The organism is Flavobacterium cheniae, assembly GCF_004363695.1.
In the GTDB taxonomy this organism is placed as follows: Bacteria; Bacteroidota; Bacteroidia; order Flavobacteriales; family Flavobacteriaceae; genus Flavobacterium; species Flavobacterium cheniae.
This window is the reverse complement of the sequence record NZ_SNZC01000002.1, coordinates 702727-727786: the sequence shown is the minus strand read 5'-3', so window position 1 is coordinate 727786 and position 25060 is coordinate 702727. Positions and strand designations below refer to the sequence as shown.

Here is a 25060-nt window from a genome sequence, read left to right as displayed (position 1 = left end):
AAAAAACAAAAAAACTTATGAAAAAAATTAAATTCTTAATGCTTTTTGCTCTATTTACAGTTTCTGTTAGTGCGCAAGACTATGTTGATATTTTTAAATTATCTTTAAATAATGCGACATTAGGAAATGTAGACAATGACTACGAAACAAGTGTAAACAATCTAAATATGGAACTTTACTATCCTAAAAAGTTATCTGAAAAAGCTGTTTTATTAACTGGATTTACGGTTGAAAACACACGATTAAATTTTTCCCAAGCTTCAGAAAGAACTAGTTTAACTATGACACGTTTAAACTTAGGAATGAAATACCAACATTCTGAAAAATGGTCGGGTACCTATGTTTTTCTTCCAAAAATAGCATCAGATTTTGATAATATTGGTTCAAATGATTTCCAATTTGGAGGATTAGCTGTTTTAGATTATCAATACAATGAAACTTCAAAAGTTAAATTTGGATTATATGCTTCGTCAGAAAACCATGGTTCTACTATTACACCATTAATTGGTATTTGGCATCGATCAAAAAACAATAAATTTTACATAAATGCTACTTTACCAATTCGTATGGATGCAAATTACGCATTAACTAAAAAATTTAGTGTAGGTACTGACTTACTTACCTCAATTAAATCCTATAATTTATCAGAATTTAATTCAGACTTTTATACCCAAGAAGAATCGATTCGTTTTGCTATGTATGCAGCACTTGGTTTAATGGAAAACTCAATCATTTTGAGAGGAAAAGTTGGATTTGACACAACAGATTATGGTGTGTACAGCAGTAATGAAAAAGTAGGAGCTCAAGTATTGACGTTCCCTTTAAGTACCGATAAAAGAAACCGACTAAATTCGGAATTTGATTCTTCTATATATCTAGGATTTGACGCGATTTACCGATTCGATTTAACAAAAGAAACTAAATAATTACAAGGAGCTGAAAAGCTCCTTTTTTATTACAACAACTTCCCTTCTTCTCGCTCATAAAACTCATCAATCGATAATTTTTCTTGTTGCGATGCCATAACGGCTAATTCATCGCAGCGTTCATTTTGCGGATGACTGTTGTGCCCTTTTACCCATTGAAAATCAACTTGGTGTTGGCGATATATTTTTAAGAAGCGCATCCATAAATCTGGATTTTTCTTGGCTTTGAAGTTTATTTTTTCCCACTGAAAAACCCAACGCTTTTCTACCGAATCCACCACATATTTGGAATCGGAAACGACTAAGACTTTAGTTTTTGGGTTTTTTAATTTTTCTAAACCTACAATTACCGCTAATAATTCCATTCTATTATTGGTAGACAATCGGAAACCTTCGTAAAATTCTTTTTTATACGGAGTTCCTACCATTTCCATCACCACGCCATAGCCAGCCGGGCCAGGATTTCCCTTGGCAGCGCCGTCTGTATATATGTGGACTTCGTGACTCAAGTGAATAGTAATTAGTGATTAGTGATTAGCTTTCCTATTACTTCAGGAAAATACTGATGTTCTAATTCGTGGATTTTATGCGCAATTTCTTCCGCGGTTTTGCAATCTTCGATATTTACTGATTTTTGAAAAATAAATTCACCTTCATCGTAATGTTCGTTTACATAATGAATGGTAATTCCGGTTTCTTTTTCATTATTTTCTAAAACTGCTTGATGCACATTCATGCCATACATCCCTTTTCCGCCGTATTTTGGCAACAACGCAGGATGAATATTAATCACTTTTGGATATTCTTTTAATATAGACTCAGGAAATTTTAGTAGAAATCCGGCTAAAACAATTAAATCAGGTTGAAACTGATGTAATTTTTCCAAGACGAAACCTTCATTTAATTGCGCTTTGTTAAAAACCACTGAAGAAATGTTATGATTTTTTGCTCTATCTAACACTTTGGCATCTGGTTTGTTAGAAAAGATGGCGACTACAGTTCCTTGGTTATTTTTTTTAAAATACCTGATTATTTCTTCGGCATTTGAGCCATTTCCGGAAGCAAAAAGCACAATATTCTTCATTTTCTATTGATTTCTTCCCACAAAAAAAAGAATAAAATTTGGTAAAAAATAAAAAAAAGAAGCCTTTGTGAATTATTTTTTTTAAATTCGTGGTCACATTTAGTAACAAAAAGGTTGTTTTAAAATAAAGTTTTTTATTTTTGCCAACAAATTAAATTAAAAATTAAAAGATTATGTCAGACATTGCATCAAGAGTAAAAGCGATTATCGTAGACAAATTAGGTGTTGACGAAAACGAAGTTGTAACAGAAGCTAGCTTCACAAACGATTTAGGAGCTGATTCATTAGACACTGTTGAGCTTATTATGGAGTTCGAAAAAGAATTTGATATTCAAATTCCAGACGACCAAGCTGAAAACATTGCTACTGTAGGTCAAGCTATTTCTTACATCGAAGAAGCTAAAAAATAATAAATAAAACGCCCGTGTGCATTTTTTTGCATGCGGGTTTTTATTATTTTAAGAAATTAGACTATTTTTGATTGAATTTCAATCACATTATATTGAAATACCCTTGTCTCTTTACTATTATAAACTAAAGAAAACACGGGTATTATTTGTTTAAACGATATTTTAAAAATAAGGATATGCAATTAAAGCGTGTTGTTGTAACTGGCCTTGGAGCATTAACCCCAATTGGAAATTCCATTCAAGAATACTGGGATGGTTTAATTAATGGGAAAAGTGGTGCTGCACCCATAACGTATTACGATACAGAAAAACATAAAACAAAATTTGCGTGCGAAGTAAAAAACTTCAACATCGAAGATTATATGGATCGTAAGGAATCGCGCCGATTGGATAAATTTGCTCAATATGCCATTGCTGCAAGTGACGAAGCGATTAAAGACGCTGGAATTACTTCAGATAATGTAAACAAACATAGAGTAGGTGTAATTTGGGGTGCTGGTATTGGAGGTTTAGAAACTTTCCAAGATGAAGTAATATATTATGCTAAAGGTGATGGAACGCCAAAGTTCAATCCTTTCTTTATTCCTAAAATGATTGCCGATATTGCTCCAGCTCATATTTCTATGAGAAATGGCTATATGGGTCCTAATTATACCACTGTTTCAGCTTGTGCTTCTTCGGCTAATGCCTTAATCGATGCCTTCAACTACATTCGTTTAGGAATGTGTGATGTTATCATTTCAGGTGGATCTGAAGCGGCTGTAACCATTGCAGGAATGGGTGGATTTAATTCTATGCACGCCTTATCAACAAGAAACGAAAGTCCAGAAACAGCTTCAAGACCTTTTGATGCAACTCGTGACGGTTTTGTACTTGGAGAAGGTGCTGGTGCATTAGTATTAGAAGAGTACGAACATGCAAAGGCACGTGGTGCTAAAATTTACTGTGAAATTGGGGGTGGAGGAATGTCTTCTGACGCTTACCATTTAACAGCTCCGCATCCAGAAGGAATTGGAGTAATTGCAGTAATGGAAAACACATTGCGTGATGCTGGAATGTCTCCAGAGCAAGTTGATCACATCAACACACACGGAACTTCTACACCTCTTGGTGATGTTGCCGAATTAAAAGCAATTAGTCATGTTTTTGGCGCTCATGCTAAAAACATTAATATCAACTCTACCAAATCAATGACAGGACATTTACTTGGTGCTGCTGGTGCTATTGAAGCAATTGCTTCTATTTTAGCTATGCAACATAGTATTGTTCCTCCAACGATTAACCATACTGTTGTAGATGAAAACATTAACCCAGAATTAAACTTAACTTTAAATAAAGCGCAAAAACGTGAAATTAAAGTAGCGATGAGCAATACGTTTGGTTTTGGTGGACATAATGCTTGTGTATTGTTTAAAAAATTGGAAGACTAAACACATGCGTCGTTTATTTAATAAAATAAGAAAAAACTCCCGTTCTCCAGAAGACGGGATTTTTTTTGAAAAAATTACCAAAATACTAGGTTTTGAACCTATAGAGCTTAGATATTACAAAAAAGCATTTACGCACCGCTCTACCAACAAAGTAGACGAGAAAGGAAATCCGTTCAATTATGAGCGTTTAGAATTTTTAGGCGATGCCATGCTAGGTAGCGTAATTGCTGCTCATTTATATAATGAAGTTCCATCGGGAGATGAAGGGTATTTGACTAAAATGCGTTCGAAAATTGTCAGCAGAGAACATTTAAACGAACTTGGTCGTGATTTTAACTTGCTTCAATTTGTAGAAAGTAAAATCAATTCAAATCAATTTGGTGAAAATATTCACGGTAATTTATTTGAAGCATTTATTGGCGCTATTTATTTAGACAGAGGTTTTACATATTGCGAAAAGTTTATCCAAAATAAAATCATCAAACAATATGTAGATATTGCCAAATTAGAAGGAAAAGTTATCAGCTACAAAAGTTTAATCATTGAATGGTGTCAGAAAGAAAAAATGTCTTTCTTTTTTGATTTTGTGGAAGATAACGGCATCGAAGGTCAGAAATATTTTGGGGTAAAATTGCTTATCGACCAAAAAATTATTGCCCGAGCAAGAGCTACTTCTAAGAAAAAAGCAGAAGAAAAAGCATCGCAACGTGCTTATTTTGCTTTACAAGAAAAAATTTCAAAAAAATAACCCAGTACTAAAACGTTTTCGTTACTAAATTAACGTTAAGAACACGTAAATGGGTACTTTTTAATAGATTTTAGTCTTATCTTTACAACTTAAATTCTGGTAATGGCCATTCATAAAATTCAAATAAACGATTTTGTTTCAGATGATTATGAGCTTATTGCCGTGCATTCATCTTTAGATGATTACAAATTGGCTTATATGCTGAACAAGGAATTAGGCGTTCAATTAAGTAAAAATCTTGCTTATGTAGAAATTGCCATTCCCGAAGGAAAAAGCGCTTTTAGTAATTACATTTTTGATGATGAAAAAAACGATGTTGTTTGGACGTTAATCGAAAACAAAACCACGATTATTAATTCCAACAAACAAACAACCTCTTTATTTGAGCAAGTAGACATCACCGTTTTTTTACTACCTGAATTTAAAAAAGCCGATTACCTTATTAAAATTGAAAATATCGATTACGGATTTGACTCAGAATCCATAGTTGATAAAATTCAAGAGATTAAAAATGTAACTACGGCTTACACGATTGATATCACGAACTTAAAATCTAAAAATAATTTAATTTTTTAATTAAAATGCCAACAAACAAAAAGACTAAAATTGTAGCTACGCTAGGCCCAGCCTGTAGCACAAAAGAAGTAATAAAAAAAATGATTGATGCCGGAGTTAATGTATTTAGAGTTAACTTTTCGCATGCTGATTATACTGATGTTACAGAACGCATACAAATGATTAGAGAGCTAAACGATGAGTTTGGCTATACAACTTCAATTTTAGGCGATTTACAAGGTCCAAAATTACGCGTAGGTGTAATGAAAGAAGATGTAGTAGTAAGCAAAGGCGATATTATTACCTTCACTACTGCAGAAGATATCTTAGGAACAGCTTCGAGAGTTTACATGAACTACAAAGAATTTCCAAAAGATGTAAATCCTGGAGAAAGAATCTTATTAGACGACGGAAAATTAATTTTTGAAGTTACTAAAACCGACAAAAACACCGAAGTTGAAGCGGTTGTAGTGCAAGGTGGTCCTTTGAGATCAAAAAAAGGAGTAAACTTACCTAACACTAAAGTTTCGTTACCAGCTTTAACTGAAAAAGACATTCGCGATGCTATTTTTGCGATTGAAAATAAAGTCGATTGGATTGCTTTATCGTTTGTGAGAACACCAAAAGACTTAGAAGATTTACAAGATTTAATTGCAAAACATTCCGATCATAAAATTCCAATTATTGCCAAAATTGAAAAACCTGAAGCAGTTGAAAACATTGACAAAATCGTAGCGTTTTGTGATGGTTTAATGGTTGCTCGTGGTGATTTAGGTGTGGAAGTTCCAGCGGAAGAAGTGCCTTTGATTCAGAAAAAATTGATTCACAGAGCAAAAACAGCTCGTATTCCGGTAATCGTAGCAACACAAATGATGGAAACTATGATTACGTCTTTAACTCCAACACGTGCCGAAGTAAACGACGTAGCCAATTCGGTTATGGACGGAGCGGATGCCGTAATGTTATCAGGAGAAACTTCAGTAGGAAATTATCCTGTGGAAGTTATTGAAACTATGACCCGTATTATTGAAAGCGTGGAAGATTCGCCACTTATTAAAGTGCCAATTTCGCAACCACAAATAAAAAACAGTCGTTATATTACCAAATCGATTTGTTATCACGCGGCTCAAATGGCTGATACCATTAATGCAAAAGCGATTACAACCTTAACAAATTCTGGTTATACTGCGTTTCAAATTTCGGCTTGGCGACCAAAATCGCATATTTTAGTATTTACTTCTAACCGAAGAATATTAACACAATTGAACCTTTTATGGGGTGTAAGAGCATATTTCTATGACAAATTAGTAAGTACAGATGACACGATTGATGACATCAATACCATTTGTCAAGAAAAAAAATACGTTAGAAAAGGCGATATGGTAGTTAACTTAGCTGCAATGCCTATCGTAGCGAAAGGAATGGTAAACACATTAAGAGTTTCTGAAATAGAATAATCTCATTTCTACATAAAAAAGGAGTGCTAAAGATAATTTAGCACTCCTTTTTGTTTTATATATGTTCGTTTTATGCGGCTATTTTTTCAAACGCAATAAAATTAGTTACTTCACCTTTGTGATTGAAAATTGGAAATCCTTTGATGTGACATTTATACAACGAACCATCTTTGCAATAATTAATTACATTTTTCTCAAACGGTACTTTGTTTAAAATGGCTTTTCTGATTTCGTTGCTCACTTGTAAATCGGTTTTGGCGCCTTGAAACATTTTTGGTGAGTTTCCAACGACTTCTTGTGCTTCGTAGCCATTCATTTTTTTGATGTTTTTACTAGCGAAAACAATTTTTAATTGTGCATCAGTAACCACAATTACGGTTTCGTCTTGTAAACTTTCTTTATAATCCCAAACTGATTTCCATTGATTTTTATTAGCTATTTGATGTAACGAATTTACATCGTGAAGCAATACATTAGTTTGCAACAAATACTGAGAATAAATATCCCAAGACACTAGTGGCATAGCTTTTATAGCGCCATTTTCATGCTGTTTTGCAAACGCAGCATCGTAAACTTTGAACTCCATAACGATTGTAATTTGGGATAAAACTAAAAAGAAAAACGAACCAATAGCTATTAAAAACGAACTTTAACGCTTGTTTAAGTTTGAAAAAGGAATGAAAAACCTCCGTTTTGAAAGTGTCAGAATGGAGGTTTCATCTTATTGTTTCAGAAGGATTTGCTCAGAAGCTTAAAATTAATTCATCAATTTTTTAAGCTCCTTATCTTCTTCCAACGAAAATTGCTTTGTTCTTGTGCAAATATTTGTCCAAAAACCATTATAGCTTGAAGCGTCTAAATTTGCTTTTTTATAGTTAAACCCAAAATAACAATCTTTAGATAAATAAACTTGGTATTCTTGACCAAACTCAAAATCTTTATAACCACATGTTCCAGAATGCCTATTTGTATAAACAATGATGTTTTTTCTTAATCTTTTTCCTTTATAGGTGTAAAGTACTTCAATCTCAATTCTTAAAATATCTTCATTTTTTAAGAACTCTTTTTTATCATTATCTAATGCATTATTCGAATTTATTTTTTTTAATCCTTTTTTGTTTAGAGTACTTATAAAAGTGACATTTTCTTTAGAAATTACTTTACCACGAACAATAACATCAGTTGAATTAAATTCCGTCTTAATATCATCAATTAATTCGCATTTGCATGCAAAAACAGATTGATAATTAAATATTAAAAAGTATAGGATAAATATATATTTAGTCATTTTTCTGAATGTAATTTACCTTGCAATGTAAAAAATTTTCTTCACTTAAAACTCAAACTTCAATTGCACTGAAACACTTTTTTGAGGTAAAGTGGTTTTGGTTTTTTCTTCGTTGTTTAAATTGTGAATGGAAATACCTAGTAATCGCACGGAGTTTCTTAGGCGTTCTTGGTAAAGTAAATCTTTAGCAACGTCCAAAATGATGTTTTTGTCGTTTACAAAATACGGCAAAGTTTTGCTTCGGGTTTGTAAGGTGAAATCGGAATATTTTATTTTTAAGGTAATAGTTTTTCCTGAAATTTTGCTTTTTTGGAGGCGTTTTTCTAATTCTTTGGCAATACTTAGCAAGCGATCTTCCATGAAAATTTCAGAAGATAAATTCTCACCAAAAGTGCGCTCCGCTCCTACCGATTTAATTTTTCGGTTGGGTTTTACCGCGCTGTTGTGAATGCCTCGCACAATTTGGTAGTAATGCAAACCGCTGTTTCCAAAATGTTTTTCGAGATACTCTAACGGTTTTTGCTTTAAATCGTAACCTGTGAAAATGCCTAATTGGTACATTTTTTCAGCCGTTACTTTGCCTACTCCATAGAACTTTTTAACGTCTAATTTTTCTAAAAAGGCTTCCACCTCATCTGGATTTACCGTTTTTTGTCCGTTCGGTTTGTTGTAATCGGAAGCAATTTTGGCTACGAATTTATTTACTGAAATTCCTGCCGAAGCCGTAAGTCCAACTTCTTCAAAAATGCGCTTTCTGATTTCTTGAGCAATTAATGTCGCGCTGGGATTGCCTTTTTTGTTTTCGGTAACATCTAAATACGCTTCATCGAGCGATAAAGGTTCGACTAAATCAGTGTAATCGTGGAATATCTTTCTGATTTTTTTGGAAATCTCTTTGTAACGGTCAAATCTTGGTCGCACAAAAATTAAATCGGGACACAATTTCTTCGCTTGAATGCCGCTAATCGCACTTCTAACTCCGTATTTTCTCGCTTCGTAACTTGCTGCTGAAACCACACCACGAACTTCGCTTCCGCCTACCGCCAAAGGTTTTCCTTTCAGCTCAGGATTGTCCATTTGCTCTACCGATGCATAAAACGCATCCATGTCAACGTGAATTATTTTTCGGTAGTGCTCGCTCATAAATTATTCTGTAGGAAAAAAGAAACTCATTGGTTTTCTAAAGAAATGTTGTTTGATAGACGTAATAATTGGTCGTAACTCCGCCAACGGAATATTGCGCGAACGAAACGCCAACCCAAGCGACAAACTAAAACTCACAATAAAGTTGACAAAACCAATAATTCCGATGCCTAAAATGCCCCAAAATAACATCACGTTATTCACCATATAATCGGCTCCGTAAATTGCTAAAGCTAAATTTCCGCTGGCAAAAGTAATGTGTCGAATATCTAAATTTAATCCTAAAAACAAGCCTATAGAAGCCGTACTTCCTAAGAAAACACCAAACCAAAAGTTGGAAATGATTCCTGCCCAATAGCGTTCGTACCATTTTGAAATTTTTTCAGCTCTGGCTTTTCCGAAATTTAATTTTAACAACGGATGTTCTTGAATTCGATAATACACATCAAAATGCTTGTCTCGATTGGCAATACTTCCCGAGATAATTCCAGATAAGAACAAGAAAAATCCAGCAATAGCAGCATGAAAAATCGCCATAGAATGTATCGGACTTAAATCGGTAACTAATTTTTGCCATTTGGTTTCGGCAATATTGTAATCAAACGCTAAATCGATTAACCAAATTCCTAAAAGCGCTACTGGAAAAGCCATCACGACATTTCCCACAAAGGCAATAAACTGCGAACGAAACAATCGGGCGAATAAAACAGCAAAACTGTTGTGCTTTTCTCCATCTCCGCTGGCTTGCTTTTTCAAACCATCTTCCAAAGCACTAATTAACGCTGCGGCCGTCATAGCAGGCTGTTTTGTAGCTAACGTAAATCCTAAAACATAAATCGCAATAAAACCAAACGAATAATTCATACTATAGAAAAAAGCATGACCAAAGTCAGATGCTTCTACTTTTGACAATAGTAATTTTATAATACACAAAAAACCCACAATCAAACCACCGCCAAGCGCTGCGTATAACATTTTGAAATATTCGGTTTTCGATTCGGTAATATAATGTTCGCCTGTTTTTGCGGTATGTTGTGTGATTTCGTAAGACAACAATTGCGTGCTTTCAGCAAATAGTTTTCTTACGTTGGTTTTTAAACAATTGTATTTAATTAGTTTGATTGCTAATTCTATCGATTTTGATTTCTTTTCTTCGGGTTTGTCAATCACTAAAAGTGGCATCAAAACACCAATGCGATACAAATGTTGTTTTATACTTAATAGGTTTTGGTTCACACGTAACGAAATTCCGTATTTAGAAGAGTTTTGAAAGGCTTTCTCGACAAATTCGTTACATTGTTTATATAACACCAATAATTGCTTGAAATTGATATCTGATGAAGTCGTATGAAATTCCGATTCTTTATTACGAATGGTTTTTTCAATGGCATATAATTCTTTTTCAAAAGCCGCAAATGGACTTTCTAAACCAGAATATTCGGGCACCATTTTCATTACATCGGTTTCCAAGGCTTTTCCACTGGTGCGTTGCGACAACAGATTTATGGCTTCCATTACTTCGTACAAAGGTGCATGAGCTTCAACCGATTCGTAAATGGTTTCAAATTGAAACAAATCGAATAGTGTTTCTAATTCTGCTTTCGGAATTTTATTAATCCAAATTGGATCAGAATCAGCATAAAAAATCTGATTTAAAACGTATTGCAGTGTGTCTTTTGGCGCTTGATACGGTAGTATTTTAGCGAAAATTCTCTTTTTTACTTCATAAAAGAAATCGATGTCTTGTAAAATTCCTGCATCGGTTAAAATGCTGTCAAAATTTTTGTTTTGCAGCACGGTTTTTAAATAGACAACAAAATTTTCTCTTTCTGTTGGATGATTCGTAAAGAATTCAATTATAGGGAAAATACTAAATTTTTCAAGTTTTTTTGGACTTTTCGGACGAATAGCATTGACCAATTGAACCAATATATCGATATCGTTCTCTTCGTTTTTCCAAAGCTGTAATTCATTAAAATAATTTCTAATGATGGCGTCGGGTGTTGTATTCGTTTTTCTTTGTAGCATCTTCCTGATTTAGGTCTAATATGGGTAAAGATACAAATTGAAAGGTTTTTTTCGTAATTTAGATGCCTAAATAAATATTAAATTTTGGTAGAAATAGAACGCAAATTCCTCGTTACCAATCGCGATTTCATCATAGAAAGCAGCGAAAACTTTAGAATTGTTCAAGGTTATCTGAATTCAAATCCTAAAAGAACCGTTAGAGTTAGAATCAAAGGCGACAAAGGTTTTTTAACCATAAAAGGTAAAGGAAACGATTCGGGCATGAGCCGTTTTGAATGGGAAAAAGAAATCGCTATTTCGGAAGCCGAAGCTTTATTATCACTTTGTGAAAAAGGCGCTATTGATAAAATTCGATATAACGTGATGCATGAAAATCATCTTTTTGAGGTCGATGTTTTTTTTGGCGAAAACGAAGGTTTAATTGTTGCCGAAATTGAACTACAATCGGAAAACGAATCTTTTTCTAAACCCAATTGGTTAGGCGAAGAAGTCACTTCCGATGAACGTTATTACAATGCTTATTTATGTAACCACCCTTTTAAATCTTGGTAAAATGAAAGCTCTTTTTGGAATACTTGTACTTGTATTATTGTTTGCTTGCGGATCTAACACCGTAGTTTATCCTGACAAACCGAAAACCAATCACGAAACTTTTAGCTACAAAGAAGGCGATACTACGTATGTGATGCAAAAATATTTTTTGGTGATGCTTAAAAAAGGTCCTAACCGTGAACATTCTAAAGAAGAAGCGGCGGAAATTCAGAAAAAGCACATGGAACATATCAATTGGTTAGCAAAAACCAATAAAATTAGTATTGCAGGTCCAGCTGACAAACATGAAACTATTGCGGGATTTTTACTTTTTAATACCGAAACTTTACAAGAAGCAGATAGTTTGGCAAATCTTGACCCAGCCGTAAAAGCAGGAAGATTGGTAGTTGAAACTGTGCCTTGGTGGGCTTCTAAAGGAAGTAAATTGAAATAATTATTCTACGATTTCTAAACTAACGCGTAAAAGCGAGCGTCCGTTATTGTGAGAAATGTCTAAAAATGGACGTTTTGCCAAATCGATTTCTCTATTTCGAGTATGTGGTCCTCTATCGTTGATGGTTACGATAACGCTTTTGTTATTGGCTAAATTGGTGACTTTTACTTTCGTTCCAAATTTTAGCGTTTTATGAGCGGCCGTGTATTTTTTGTTACTAAAAACTTGTCCGCTTGCGGTTCTTCTTCCGTTTAATTTGTCAGAATAATGCGAAGCTTCAACGTTTTTCTTGTATAGTTTAGTTTTTAGATTGGCTATAGAATCGGCTACTCGAATTGAGTCTGATTTTTTTATCGAATCTAAAATTTGAAGCGAATCTTTTTTCTTAACTGTATCATATAAAGAAGCTTTTCTAACGAAACCTGATTTTGTTCCATTAGAAAAGCTTACTAATGCAGTAACAAGTAATACAAACGATATTATTAGGATATTTTTCTTCATAATTTTATGATTTTGTAAACTTATTACCAAAGATTGTACCAAAGACTAGTTGAACCAATTAGCCCAAGGAAGTCTTGATAAGATTAACACTAAACCTAATGTATAGAAAACGGCAATCTTTTTGAATTTTCCGTTGTTACTTTCTTCTTTTTTATGTTTCGACCATCCGATTGTGATTACTGCTAATGCAATAATGTTAACTAAAGGATGCTCTAATGAGGTCAAACGCATAGCAGCGTCTTTCATGTTTCCTAATTGCCCAGCGCCAAGTGGAGAAACAAAATACAAAATCAATCCAATTAATAATTGAATGTGACAAATAATCAAGGTAAATAAAGACAAGCGTAAATCTTTGTCTGTAAATATTTTTTTAGAAGTTAATCCAAAAATGGCATTAAATGAAGCCAATAACAATAAGCCTAAAGCGGCATATGCTAAAATAGAGTGAACAGATTGAATAGTTTCGTACATACCTAATTTTTTAAAAGTGAATTACAAATATAGGAAATTAAAAAACCTCTTACTCAAAAAAATGAATAAGAGGTTTTTATATAATGTATTACTAAAACTTATTCCAAATAGGCTTTCAACAAAAATGATGTTGAACTATCGTGATTTTTAACCTCTTTTGTTACGATTTCATCTAAAATAGAATTCGCTAATTGTTTACCTATTTCAACGCCCCATTGGTCATAACTGAAGATGTTCCAAATGATGCCCTGCACGAAAATTTTATGCTCGTACATCGCTACCAAAGCACCTAATGATTCAGGTGTTAGTTTGTTGATAAGGATGGTATTCGTTGGTTTATTTCCCGAAAAGACTTTGAAAGGCAATAGAAAATCGGCTTTTTCACCTGAAATTCCTTGCTTTTCGAATTCTACTTTTACTTGCGCTTCCGTTTTTCCCATTAATAAAGCTTCGGTTTGCGCAAAGAAATTCGACATTAATTTGTCGTGATGATCTTTGTTTCCGTAAAGTGGTTGTTTGAATCCGATAAAATCCGTTGGGATTAATTTGGTTCCTTGATGAATCAATTGAAAGAATGCATGTTGCGAATTCGTTCCTGGTTCGCCCCAAATAATGGTTCCAGTTTGATAATTTACTGGTTTTCCATCTCTACCAACACTTTTTCCGTTACTTTCCATAATACCTTGTTGTAAGTATGGCGCTAACTTCTGCAAATATTGCGTGTACGGAATTAAAGCTTCGCTTTCGGCACCAAAAAAATTGTTATACCAAATGCTCAACAAAGCTAAAACTACTGGAATATTTTTATCGAAAGATTCATTTTTAAAATGTTCGTCCATTTCGTTGGCCCCTTTCAACAACTTATCAAAATTATCAAATCCAACTGCTAAATTTACGGACAAACCTACCGCGCTCCATAACGAAAAACGACCTCCAACCCAATCCCACATTGGGAAAACGTTGTCGGGATTAATTCCGAATTCGGTTACTTTTTGAATATTGGTTGAAACCGCTACGAAATGCTTCGCTACATCATCTTGTGAAGCCGATTGCAAGAACCAACTTCTGATAGTTTCTGCATTTGATAATGTTTCTTGCGTTGTAAATGTTTTAGAAACTACTACAAATAAAGTCGTTTCTGGATTTAATTTTTTGATTACTTCGTTAACGTGATCGCCATCTACATTGGAAACAAAATGAACTTTTAAATGATTTTTATAGAATTGTAAGGCTTCTACAATCATGGCTGGACCTAAATCAGAACCACCGATTCCAATATTTACGATATCGGTAAATGGTTTTCCTGTGAATCCTTTTCTATTTCCTGAGATAACTTCGTTAGAGAAGTTTTTGATTTTATTTTTTACCGAATATACTTCTGGCATTACGTTAATGCCATCGACCAAAACATTGGATGATTCTTTCGCACGTAAAGCGGTGTGTAAAACAGCTCTATTTTCGGTTTGATTGATTATATCGCCTTGAAAATAACCGGAAATGGCTTGTTTTAAATTAACTTCGTTAGCTAAATTCAATAACAAATCTAATGTTTCTTGATTGACAATATTTTTAGAAAAATCAACTAAAAAATCATTCCATTGAATGTGAAATTTATCAGCTCTATTTGGATCAGACGCAAACAAATCTTTCATTGAAGTTGCTTGCATTGTTTCGAAGTGCGATTGTATTTTTTGCCAAGCTTCAGTTTGTGACGGATTTACTTTCGATAGTGCCATTATTCTTTAAATTTTACTGCAGTTATACTATCCAATTCTTTCTTTAAAGGAGCAATATGCGCTAAATATTTTTGTTTGTGAGAGTCATTCATCGGTTCGGCATTAGGTAATTTCAGCCTAAGCGGATCAACTTGAACGCCATTTTTCCAGAAACGGTAACAAACATGAGGTCCGGTTGCCAAACCTGTGCTTCCTACTTTTCCAATTACTTGTCCCTGAGATACGCGTTGCCCATTTCTCACCGATATTTTAGACATGTGTAAGTATTGAGTGGAATAAGTAGAACTGTGACGGACTTTTACAAAGTTTCCATTTCCTGCGGTGTAACCTGTTCGTTCTACAACTCCTGATGCGGTGGTTTTAATTGGTGTTCCGTGAGGTGCTGCGTAATCAGTTCCATTATGAGCTTTGAAGCGCATTTGTACCGGATGAAAACGTCTGCCTGAAAAACGAGACGAAATTCTAAAATAATCCAATGGTGCTTTTAAGAACATACTTTTTAAACCTTTTCCATTTTCATCATAAAAATCTTCCTGTTTCTGATTTTCAGACAATTTATATGGAAAGGCAAAAATCTTTTTCCCTTTATTTTCAAAATAAGAAGCTTCAATGCTTTCAACTCCTACATAAATAGAATCATCGATGTAACGTTCATTAATCGTAACCGCAAATTTATCTCCTTTTTGAATTTTAAAGAAATCGACTGTGTAAGCATAAATATTGGCTAATTTATTGGCTAAACCAGCGCTAACTCCTGCATTGCTTAAAGTTTCAGACAATGAACCTTTAATCTCTGCCGCTACCACTCTTCTTTTTAAAATAGTGGGTTTTTGTTTGTTGGAAACTACAATTGAATCTCTAAAATCGACAACCGTAAAATTAATTCTGTCTTCTATATATACTAAAGCTTGTAGCGTATTTGGCTTTTTCTTATCTAAAAATAAAATGTAAGGTTTCCCAGCTTTTATTCGTCGAACATTGAATGAATCCTTTACTTTTTCAGTAACATCGTGGATTCGTAAACTATCTTTTAATGGGAATTTTTCTAGTAATTTTCCAAACGTATCACCCGAACGAATAGTATCTCTAACCACTTTATAGTCGTTAAACGTAAATCCGAATTCTTTTATGATAGGTTCTTTTTTTACTGTTGCTTTTTTTGCTTTCTCTGCCTCATCTTTCGAATTACAAGCGGTAAAAAAAGTAACAAATAAAATGGCTAGTACTAAATATCTCAATGTTTTTTGTTTTGTGCGCTATGCGGTTATTCTCCCCAGTTATCTAATTCTTCTTTCGTCCATAATTCAGGGAAGAATATTCTTTTTTGGTATTTTGGTAACATGTATTTTTTCCAATCGCTTCCACCTGTAGCTTCGTGATTTCCTGGAACACTCTCGATGTATTTTTTTGCAGCGTTAAAGTGGCCCATTACCCAAGTAATATTAACGGTTTTGTCGTAATGACGCATAGCAGCTACTAATTCAGGATTTTGTTGGTCAGTTTCTGGCAATTGTTTGAATTTTCTCCACAAATTAATTGTGTTGTATTCTTCCATCCAATCTAAGAATACTTTTTTGTATTTTCTTTCGAATTCTAAAATTAAATACGATTTTTCGCCTGTATGATAATCTTTACCAGCTGCTTGCCAATACAAATGCTCAAAAGCGTGGTCATATGGAGTATTTCTATCTATGGTAGCTCTGAAACGGTTGTCAATTAAGTTAATTAAATCAGTTGAACTGAATTCTATTAAACGATATTGTGCCGATTGAAATCCACTAGCAGGTGTTAATGTGTTTCTGAACTTTAGATATTGTTCCGGCTCCATTCCGTCTTTCATGATATCGAAAGATGTGGTTAACATATCAAAATAACGACTAATTCTTCCTAATTTCTCGGTAAAATAATCAGTTGTTGGTTTTTCGTTATGACACAATTGGTTCATTTCCCAAAGAATCATTTTGAACAACAACTCGTTTACTTGATGATACATTACAAAAACCATTTCGTCTGGCAAAGTGGTTCGTTGTGTTTGAAGACTCAAAAGCGCATCAGTTTGGATATAATCCCAATACGTAATGGGTTTAGCCCAAAGCAAACCTTCCAAATGAGTGGATGTGTTTTGATTGATGGCTTCAAATTTATCATGAAGTTGATCTAATTGTTCCTGAATTTTGGGAGTAACTTCCATTATTTATCTACTTTAACTTTGAATGAATGTTTTAAGCCTTTAAAAGCTTCTAAATCAGCTTTGATAGAACCAACAGCTAAACTTGCCTTTAAACGGATTGGAATTTTATTGTCATCGTCTGAAATCCAAACGGTTAAACTTTCTTCTTCTTTAAAAACTCTACCTGCTTGCACATAAGGTCTAAAAATCATGCAAGAAACTTTTCCAAATTTAGTTTTTATATCTTCTCTACCAACAAATTTTAACTTAAACTTTGTGGTTTCATCATCAAAAAACATATCAATTGCAATAGATTCTCCTACTTTTAACTTATCAATTTTAGGGTGATTTCTTAAATAGTAAAAAGAAGACACAATATCTTGAATATCCTCAGGAACCGAGAACGTTTTTTCGGTTTTGTGTTTGTAATCTTTAACTAAAACTGTGTTTCGTTCTTGATTAAAAAAACCTTCTTGATTTTTAGTATAACCTCCTTCATCAATTTTTCTAACAAATTGATACGGTTTTCCTGTTTGTTTGTCGAAATAACTTTCATAATTATCATCAACTTCAAAGAAAAACTTAGCCATTCCTACAGTCCAACCTTTTCCAACTACATGATGTACTTTTTTGTTGTTTTTAACGGCGTCTTTAATTTCTAATGAAGCATAACCGGCATTTACCATTCCGTAATGGATTCGAAGTTTGAACCACTCACCAGTAGTGTATGCATTTTCCTGAACTACGAATGAATTTGTAGTAACAAAAAGAATAAGAAGTAGCGCAATTTTTTTCATGGTTTATTCATTTTTAGAAATGAAAATGCAATTTCCGTTCCAAAAATACTAAAACAAAAAAACCCAGTCAAAAATATGACTGAGTTTTTATGCTATTAACCAACCAAAAAACTATAAATTATGAAAATTTATTACAAAGCAAGGCAAACTACCTCCTTGTTTTGCGAGTGCAAAGGTATATATGTTTTTGAATTATTCTTAGCTAAATTTCAACTTTAACATTTTTTTATCAAAAACGACACCACTACAACGTTATAATTTGATGATTTGTTAATGATTTGGTCTTTTTATAATGTACCTCGCAATTCTTGTTCGCGTTCAATTGACTCAAAAAGGGCTTTAAAGTTACCTGCACCGAATCCTCTAGCACCCATTCTTTGAATAATTTCGAAGAAAAGTGTTGGACGATCTTCAACTGGCTTGGTAAAAATTTGCAATAAATATCCTTCTTCGTCAGCATCAATCATGATACCTAATTTTTGAAGTTCATTAATATCTTCTTTGAATTTATCCATGTGATCTTTTAATCTTTCAGGAATTGCATCATAATATGCTTGCGGCGGAGTACTTAAAAACTCGATACCTCTTGCACGCATTTCAGCAACTGTAGTTAAAATATCATCTGTTGCTACTGCAATGTGCTGTACACCTTCACCCTCATAAAAATCTAAATATTCTTCAATTTGAGAACGTTTTTTCCCTTCTGCTGGTTCGTTGATAGGGAATTTAATTCTTCCGTTACCATTAGACATTACTTTAGACATCAAAGCTGAATATTCCGTAGTAATTTGTTTGTCGTCAAACGAAAGGAAATTTACAAATCCCATAACGTCTTCAAACCATTTTACTGCTTCATTCATTCTGTTCCAACCTGTATTACCCACCATGTGGTCGATAAATTTTAACCCTACTGGTTCTGGATTGTAATCTGATTTCCATTCGCTATATCCTGGTAAAAAGATTCCGTTATAATTTTTACGTTCTACAAAAATGAAAACAGTTTCTCCGTATGCGCCATAGATACCCGCACGAACAACTTCTCCATTTTCGTCTTTTTCAACTACTGGTTCAAAATATGGTTTTGCACCACGCTTTGTCGTTTCTTCAAAAGAATAACGTGCATCTTCTACCCAAAGTGCAATAACTTTAACACCATCTCCGTGTTTTTTTACGTGTTCGCCAATTAAAGAATCGCTATTCAAAGCGGTTGTTAATACCAAACGGATTTTATCTTGCTTTAAAACATAAGAAGCCCTGTCTTTTACGCCAGTTTCTAATCCTGCATATGCTAATGATTGAAATCCGAAAGCTGTTTTGTAAAAATGAGCCGCTTGTTTTGCGTTACCTACGTAAAACTCTACGTAATCTGTTCCCATTAAAGGTAAAAAGTCTTGTGCTCCTTCAAATATTTTTTCTAATCCGTATTCTACTGATTTTATTTCTTGTGCCATAATTCTTAAATTTTAATTTTCCGCTCTCATAGAATCTACAAAAGTGGAATCTATATAAATGGAATCGTTACTATAATTTTCTTCAATTTCTTCTTCCAAATAAATGGAATCGTTAACTTCTTGATTTTTAATTTGATCTAATCTGTTTTCTATGATGTCGGAAAAACCAACTTGATAAACCACAACCGCAACTATTATTACTATAAAATACATTGCTGATAAAATAGTTGTTACCAAACAAATGATTTTTCCAACATATACATTTTGTCTACTTTGGTGTGAATATACTGTTGGATTTGCTTCATACTCTTTAAGACTTTTTATTGAAAGAACTAATCCTACAACTCCTAAAATTAACGAAACAAAAACTACTAATCCACAACAAAATCCTAAGATCATAATTACAAAAGCAATTATTCCAAGTATTAAAGCTGTTGGGTCGGCTGATAATTTATTATAATTCATTAGTCTAACCAAGATTGAAAGTATGTATCATCAGCAATACCCATGGCATCTTCTGTAACCATTAAAGGTTTGAAAGTATCTACCATTACGGCTAATTCTAACGTTTCTTTTTTACCAATACTTCTTTCTGCTGCTCCTGGGTGTGGTCCGTGAGGGATTCCTGCAGGATGTAACGAAATATTCCCTGGTTTTACATCATTTCTACTCATAAAATCACCATCTACATAGTATAAAACCTCATCGGCATCAATATTACTATGATTGTAAGGTGCAGGAATTGACAATGGGTGATAATCGTATAATCTTGGAACAAACGAACAAATTACAAATGCATTTGTTTCAAAAGTTTGATGAACTGGTGGTGGTAAGTGAATTCTTCCTGTAATCGGTTCGAAATCATGAATTGAAAATGCATAAGGATAATTAAATCCGTCGTATCCAATTACATCAAATGGATGTGAAGCATACACCATTTCGAAAATTTCGTCTTTTTTCTTTACTTTGATTACGAAATCTCCTTTTTCATTGTAAGTTTCTAATTCTTCTGGACGACGAATATCTCTTTCGCAAAACGGCGAATGCTCTAATAATTGCCCGAACCAGTTTCTATATTGTTTTGGTGTATAAACTGGCGAATGTGATTCTACGATAAACAAGCGATTGTCTTCGGTATCGAAATCGATTTTGTAAATCATTCCTCTTGGAACTACTAAGTAATCGCCATATTTGAAATCTAAATTTCCTAACATGGTTCTTAGTTTTCCAGTTCCTTGATGAATGAAGATTACTTCATCTGAATCGGTATTTTTATAAAAATAATCGGTTGTTGATTTTCTTGGTGCTGCTAAAACGATGTGACAATCAGAATTCGTTAAAACAATTTTTCTACTTTCTAGAAAATCGTCTTGAGGTGCAATATCAAAACCTCTTAATTTATAAGACTGAATGTTATTTGACTTTGCGATTTTTGGCGCAACACTATATTGTCTTCTGATTTCTTTAACCTGAGTAGGTCTTTGTTCGTGATATGAATTGGTTGACATACCGTCAAAACCAACTGTTCCAAACAATTGCTCATAATACAAATCTCCGTTTGGTTTACGGAATTGTGTATGACGTTTGCGAGGAATTTCTCCTAATTTGTGATATATTGGCATTTTTTCTTTTATTAAAAGTTCTAAAATAGCTTTTAGCAAGATTACAAAATCCCGCTGTAAATCGAAAAGAAGTTATGCTCACTCAGGATTTCTCTTGATGAGGAACTTTAAATGCGAAAGTAAGTCTGTCCAATTTTTCATCATTACAAATATCGAAAAAAATATTTTAAAACCAAAATCCTACTGAAAACCAAGTGTAATGATCTTTAGTTTCTGGCGACCAGGAGTGTTTAATTTCAACCGGTCCAATTACAGTTTCCATCCCATAACCAAAGGAATAACCCGAATAATTTGGCTGTACAAACCAAGTCTCTATGGTGTCAAAAATTTTATTTCCAACATTAGCAAAGTTAGCACTAAAATTCAAATGATGCTTCTTAAAAATCTCATAATCCGCTGTTAATAAAAGTTTTACATAACTATCTCCAGCAATACTTAAAAAATCATAACCAAAAAAGGGCTTGATGTTATTTACTTGTTGAAATCCGTAACCTCCTAAAATAAAATCAAAATAAGAAATACTTCTTTCGCCTACTGCAAAACCACCTTCGGTTTGAAATTTAAGCGTCATATTTTTAAAAACGGTTTGTGCAACACCAAAATCAGCTTTTGCTACTGAAAATCGTTCAAAATTATTTTTATAATCAGATGAATAAACATAAGAACGTATCTCAGAATTAAAATTCCAGCCAGTTCTTGGAAAATACTTTTTATCAAATGAGTCATATTTTACAAAACCAAATACCGACAGATAATCACTACTGTCAAAAACAGGATCAGTATTTTCTAGTGTTTCCGATTCCAATTTTAAAACTTTAAATTCTAATCCACCTCCTAAAGAAAACTTTTGAGCAAAAATCGTTTGCAAATACGCTTGGTTACTCAAGTCGAAAAAATCTACATTAATTGCATTGGCTGTTGTGTTAAAAACAACGTCATCGGCAATATTACTAGTAATATTTCTATTAAATGTCGTTAACTTTGAATTGAACCCAAAACTCCAATGAAAGCCATTATCAATATAATAATCAAAATTATATCGAATATTATCTCCTAATATAACATCTAAAGAAGCAACGTCATTCTTAGCTATTAATCTTTTTTTGGTGTAATTCACTAAAATCCCACTTTTAAACAAATCATCATAGTGCAATCCAAATTTCAAGAATGTATTGTTCTCGTTTTCCTTTAATTGCAAAATTAATTTGTCACCATCTTGCATTTTTTCAAATGAATAATTGATAGCGCTAAAATTTTGTGTAGCATTTAAATTTAAAATTCCCTTTTGCAATTGGGCATTAGAAATTTTGGTATTTCTTTTGAACTTTAATTTCCCTACAATGTATGCACGAGTATAATTATCCAGTTTATTAAACACAATATCTTTGATATAGATAGAATCTTGAAAGACTATTTTTTTATCATTTTTTGAATTTGAATTTCCATATGGCGCTAGTTCCTTTATAAATTCTAACGCTTTTTCTTTCCCTTTTGCAATAATTTCATTGCCTTTTTCAAAATCTACAACGGTATAGCCTTTAATGTCTGGTTTGATGTAAATATCAGTTGCTTTTTGTTTTCCCTCCATTTTTTCAATCATGGAAAAATTATTAATCTGTGCTAAAACCGATGTTACGCCTTTCAATTCTTCTCGGGTTTTTAAACCATCCTGAACGTCAACACCAATTATAATATCCAATCCTCTTGCTTTTAGTTCTTCAACAGGATAATTATCTATAACACCACCGTCAATCAACAATCTTCCGTTCATTTCAACTGGGCTGTACAACGTAGGCAACGCACCACTGGCAATCATGTTTTGAGCTAAGATTCCTGAGTCTAAAACCACTTTTTCACCTGTTTCAGCATCAGTTGCAATACATAAAAACGGAATGGGTAACTCATCAAAATCTCTTATATGACTTACTTGTTGTGTTAAAGAAGAAATTAGATTGAAATTATAAAGGCCTTTAGATAAACCAGAAGGTAAACCTAATTTGAATTTATTAAACGGTAGCGTTAAAGCGTAAATCTCATCATTTCGTTTTTCGTAAAACGATTTTGATTCCCTAGGTGTGTAATCTTGAAGTAAGGCATCTACGTCAATTTTAGAAAAAATAGAATCTAATTGCTCTGCATTGTAGCCCGAAGCATATAATCCACCAACAATTGCTCCCATACTAGTTCCTGCAATGTAATCTACCTTAATTCCGAGCGAATCAATTACTTTAAGAACACCAATATGCGCCAATCCTTTTGCACCACCTCCACTAAGCACAAGTCCTACTTTTGGTCGCTGATTTTCTTGTCCTAAGCTGATTTGGGTAAAAATTAGTAGGCTTACAAACAAGAGCAGTTTTTTCATTTCTTTTTATAGGGATTTATTCTTGTAAAAGTCGGAAATTTTTTTGGCTTTTGAAACACCTACAACTTCAGAAATTGCTTTTTCGTCGGCATTTTGCAATCTTTTAACACTTTTGAAATGTTTCATTAATGTAATCATAGTTTTTTCGCCAATTCCAGGAATGCTTTCTAAGCTATTCGTTAACGCTGATTTACTTCGTTTGTCGCGATGATGTGTAATTCCAAATCGGTGCGCTTCGTTTCTTAAAAACTGAATCACTTTCAAGGTTTCCGATTTTTTATCCAAATATAACGGAGCTGAATCGCCAGGATAAAACAATTCTTCCAAACGTTTTGCAATTCCGATAATGGCAATTTTGCCTCGTAATCCTAAATCATCAATACTTTTTAATGCTGATGATAATTGCCCTTTTCCACCATCAATAATAATCAATTGTGGCAACGGCTGATTTTCATCTAACATTCGTTTATATCTTCGGTACACGACTTCTTCCATCGAAGCAAAGTCATTTGGACCTTCAACCGTTTTGATATTGAAATGACGATAATCTTTCTTACTCGGTTTTCCATCTTTAAACACTACACAAGCCGAAACGGGATTCGTTCCTTGAATGTTTGAATTATCAAAACATTCAATATGTCTTGGTTCTACCGAAAGTCGCAAATCTTTTTGCATTTGTGCCATGATGCGATTGGTGTGTCGCTCTGGATCAACGATTTGAATTTGTTTTAATTGGTCTAATCGATAATATTTGGCATTACGTTCTGATAGTTCTAAAATTTGCTTTTTATCGCCTAATTGAGGAACTGTAACTTTGATGTTTTCTCCTAAATCAATTGGAAAGGGAACAACAATTTCTCTAGAATTCAAGTGAAAACGTTCACGCAATTCTACTACGGCTAATTCTAACAATTCTTCGTTGGTTTCGTCTAATTTTTTCTTTAATTCCAATGTATGCGAACGAACGATGGCTCCATGCGAAATCTGTAAAAAATTCACATACGCCATTGTTTCATCGGAAATAATTGAAAATACGTCCAAATTGGATATTTTCGGATTCAAAATTGTGGAACGCGATTGGTAATTTTCTAAAACCTCGATTTTTTCTTTGATTTTTTGCGCTTCTTCAAACTTCATTTCCATCGCCAAATCAGTCATTAATTTCTTAAAATCTTTCAAACTTTCTTTGAAATTTCCCTTTAAAATTTGACGGATTTTTTCAATCTGACTTTGATAATGCTCCAATGACTCATACCCTTCACATGGTCCTTTGCAATTTCCAATATGATATTCTAAACAGACTTTAAACTTACCCGAATCGATATTTGCTTTCGATAAATCATAATTACAAGTTCGCAGCGGATACAATTCTTTAATCAAATCCAAAATCGTATGAACGGTTTTAAAACTGGTGTAAGGTCCAAAATATTCTGAACCATCTTTTATCATTTTTCGGGTAGAGAATATTCTTGGAAAACGTTCGTTTTTGATGCAAATCCAAGGATAGGTTTTGTCATCGCGAAGCAATACATTATAACGTGGTTGAAGCTTTTTTATCAGATTATTTTCCAGTAACAAAGCATCGGTTTCCGTTGGAACAACAATATGTTTTATCGCAACAATTTTCTTTACTAAAACCGACGTTTTATAATTATCGTGGTTCTTTGTAAAATACGATTGAACGCGCTTTTTTAAATTTTTCGCCTTCCCAACATATAGAATTTTTCCATCCTTATCGTAATACTGATATACACCCGGATTATCAGGTAAAGTTTGGATTTGAAGTTCTAATGGTGTTTGCATTTTTAAAAAAGAGGTAAAGAACAAAGATAAGAGAATTGTTTGAATTGGCACGCGGATGAAACGAATGCTTTGCAGCGCTTATTGGAGCGT

General features: G+C 33.4%; 25 protein-coding genes. 8 read left to right on the top strand and 17 right to left on the bottom strand.

What is annotated here, in order from left to right; all coding sequences use genetic code 11:
- The first annotated feature begins 17 nt into the window (after nucleotides 1-17).
- Entirely contained in the window at nucleotides 18-926 is a 909-nt protein-coding gene (locus C8D80_RS08355) for a DUF6268 family outer membrane beta-barrel protein (protein ID WP_133609276.1), read from the top strand.
- A gap of 29 nt (nucleotides 927-955) precedes the next feature.
- On the opposite strand, the gene rnhA is transcribed toward C8D80_RS08355, so the two are convergent.
- Nucleotides 956-1435, bottom strand: a complete 480-nt coding sequence (gene rnhA, locus C8D80_RS08350; protein ID WP_133609274.1) for a ribonuclease HI — start codon at nucleotides 1433-1435, stop codon at nucleotides 956-958.
- 11 nt (nucleotides 1436-1446) lie between these two features.
- Nucleotides 1447-2010 (bottom strand): phosphoribosylglycinamide formyltransferase, encoded by a 564-nt coding sequence (purN, locus tag C8D80_RS08345; protein WP_133609272.1) that lies wholly within the window; start codon nucleotides 2008-2010, stop codon nucleotides 1447-1449.
- A 173-nt stretch (nucleotides 2011-2183) separates the two neighbouring features.
- On the opposite strand from purN, the gene C8D80_RS08340 reads away from it, so the two are divergent.
- From C8D80_RS08340 to pyk, 5 genes are all read left to right on the top strand, one after another.
- A complete protein-coding gene (locus C8D80_RS08340) occupies nucleotides 2184-2420 on the top strand; it encodes an acyl carrier protein (RefSeq protein ID WP_007137004.1) in 237 nt (78 codons plus the stop codon).
- A gap of 176 nt (nucleotides 2421-2596) precedes the next feature.
- Nucleotides 2597-3850, top strand: a complete 1254-nt coding sequence (gene fabF, locus C8D80_RS08335) for a beta-ketoacyl-ACP synthase II (protein ID WP_133609270.1) — start codon at nucleotides 2597-2599, stop codon at nucleotides 3848-3850.
- Between the two features lie 4 nt (nucleotides 3851-3854).
- The gene (gene rnc / locus C8D80_RS08330) at nucleotides 3855-4598 is read left to right on the top strand and encodes a ribonuclease III (protein WP_133609268.1); all 744 of its coding nucleotides are present in this window, start codon (nucleotides 3855-3857) and stop codon (nucleotides 4596-4598) included.
- 102 nt (nucleotides 4599-4700) lie between these two features.
- Nucleotides 4701-5174, top strand: coding sequence for an IPExxxVDY family protein (locus C8D80_RS08325; RefSeq protein ID WP_133609266.1), 474 nt, complete (start codon nucleotides 4701-4703; stop codon nucleotides 5172-5174).
- Nucleotides 5175-5179: 5 nt separating this feature from the next.
- Nucleotides 5180-6610: a pyruvate kinase gene (pyk, locus tag C8D80_RS08320; protein WP_133609264.1), complete on the top strand. Its 1431-nt coding sequence runs from the start codon at nucleotides 5180-5182 to the stop codon at nucleotides 6608-6610.
- Nucleotides 6611-6680: 70 nt separating this feature from the next.
- Here pyk and C8D80_RS08315 read toward each other — a convergent pair whose 3' ends face one another.
- The 4 genes from C8D80_RS08315 to C8D80_RS08300 form a co-directional block, all read right to left on the bottom strand.
- Entirely contained in the window at nucleotides 6681-7196 is a 516-nt protein-coding gene (locus C8D80_RS08315) for a PAS domain-containing protein (RefSeq protein ID WP_133609262.1), read from the bottom strand.
- 171 nt (nucleotides 7197-7367) lie between these two features.
- Entirely contained in the window at nucleotides 7368-7898 is a 531-nt protein-coding gene (locus C8D80_RS08310) for a hypothetical protein (RefSeq protein ID WP_133609260.1), read from the bottom strand.
- Between the two features lie 45 nt (nucleotides 7899-7943).
- A complete protein-coding gene (gene dinB / locus C8D80_RS08305; protein WP_133609258.1) occupies nucleotides 7944-9041 on the bottom strand; it encodes a DNA polymerase IV in 1098 nt (365 codons plus the stop codon).
- 3 nt (nucleotides 9042-9044) lie between these two features.
- Entirely contained in the window at nucleotides 9045-11069 is a 2025-nt protein-coding gene (locus tag C8D80_RS08300; protein WP_133609256.1) for a recombinase, read from the bottom strand.
- An 84-nt stretch (nucleotides 11070-11153) separates the two neighbouring features.
- On the opposite strand from C8D80_RS08300, the gene C8D80_RS08295 reads away from it, so the two are divergent.
- Nucleotides 11154-11621: a CYTH domain-containing protein gene (locus tag C8D80_RS08295; RefSeq protein WP_133609254.1), complete on the top strand. Its 468-nt coding sequence runs from the start codon at nucleotides 11154-11156 to the stop codon at nucleotides 11619-11621.
- A 1-nt stretch (nucleotide 11622) separates the two neighbouring features.
- Nucleotides 11623-12054 (top strand): YciI family protein, encoded by a 432-nt coding sequence (locus tag C8D80_RS08290; RefSeq protein WP_158633798.1) that lies wholly within the window; start codon nucleotides 11623-11625, stop codon nucleotides 12052-12054.
- Here the strand turns inward: C8D80_RS08290 and C8D80_RS08285 are convergent, their stop codons facing one another.
- The 11 genes from C8D80_RS08285 to uvrC all read right to left on the bottom strand — a co-directional run bounded on the left by C8D80_RS08285 (nucleotide 12055) and on the right by uvrC (nucleotide 24970).
- Nucleotides 12055-12555: a septal ring lytic transglycosylase RlpA family protein gene (locus tag C8D80_RS08285; protein WP_133609250.1), complete on the bottom strand. Its 501-nt coding sequence runs from the start codon at nucleotides 12553-12555 to the stop codon at nucleotides 12055-12057.
- A gap of 45 nt (nucleotides 12556-12600) precedes the next feature.
- Nucleotides 12601-13026, bottom strand: a complete 426-nt coding sequence (locus C8D80_RS08280) for a hypothetical protein (RefSeq protein WP_133609249.1) — start codon at nucleotides 13024-13026, stop codon at nucleotides 12601-12603.
- 98 nt (nucleotides 13027-13124) lie between these two features.
- The gene (pgi, locus tag C8D80_RS08275) at nucleotides 13125-14762 is read right to left on the bottom strand and encodes a glucose-6-phosphate isomerase (protein ID WP_133609247.1); all 1638 of its coding nucleotides are present in this window, start codon (nucleotides 14760-14762) and stop codon (nucleotides 13125-13127) included.
- Nucleotides 14762-16000 carry a M23 family metallopeptidase gene (locus C8D80_RS08270; RefSeq protein WP_133609245.1) on the bottom strand — a complete coding sequence of 413 codons (1239 nt, stop codon included), beginning with the start codon at nucleotides 15998-16000 and terminating at the stop codon, nucleotides 14762-14764. The genes pgi and C8D80_RS08270 overlap by 1 nt, the downstream gene beginning before the upstream one ends.
- A gap of 26 nt (nucleotides 16001-16026) precedes the next feature.
- The gene (locus tag C8D80_RS08265) at nucleotides 16027-16953 is read right to left on the bottom strand and encodes a tryptophan 2,3-dioxygenase family protein (protein ID WP_133609243.1); all 927 of its coding nucleotides are present in this window, start codon (nucleotides 16951-16953) and stop codon (nucleotides 16027-16029) included.
- A complete protein-coding gene (locus C8D80_RS08260) occupies nucleotides 16953-17729 on the bottom strand; it encodes a DUF3108 domain-containing protein (protein ID WP_133609241.1) in 777 nt (258 codons plus the stop codon). Before C8D80_RS08260 ends, C8D80_RS08265 begins: the two co-directional genes overlap by 1 nt.
- Nucleotides 17730-18016: 287 nt before the next feature.
- Complete coding sequence (hppD, locus tag C8D80_RS08255; RefSeq protein WP_133609239.1) at nucleotides 18017-19180, bottom strand: 4-hydroxyphenylpyruvate dioxygenase; 1164 nt, start codon at nucleotides 19178-19180, stop codon at nucleotides 18017-18019.
- A 12-nt stretch (nucleotides 19181-19192) separates the two neighbouring features.
- Nucleotides 19193-19645 (bottom strand): CCC motif membrane protein, encoded by a 453-nt coding sequence (locus C8D80_RS08250; RefSeq protein WP_133609237.1) that lies wholly within the window; start codon nucleotides 19643-19645, stop codon nucleotides 19193-19195.
- Complete coding sequence (locus C8D80_RS08245) at nucleotides 19645-20802, bottom strand: homogentisate 1,2-dioxygenase (protein WP_133609235.1); 1158 nt, start codon at nucleotides 20800-20802, stop codon at nucleotides 19645-19647. Before C8D80_RS08245 ends, C8D80_RS08250 begins: the two co-directional genes overlap by 1 nt.
- Before the next feature lie 166 nt (nucleotides 20803-20968).
- Nucleotides 20969-23167: a patatin-like phospholipase family protein gene (locus tag C8D80_RS08240; RefSeq protein WP_133609233.1), complete on the bottom strand. Its 2199-nt coding sequence runs from the start codon at nucleotides 23165-23167 to the stop codon at nucleotides 20969-20971.
- Between the two features lie 6 nt (nucleotides 23168-23173).
- Entirely contained in the window at nucleotides 23174-24970 is a 1797-nt protein-coding gene (uvrC, locus tag C8D80_RS08235) for an excinuclease ABC subunit UvrC (protein WP_133609231.1), read from the bottom strand.
- Between the last annotated feature and the right edge of the window lie 90 nt (nucleotides 24971-25060).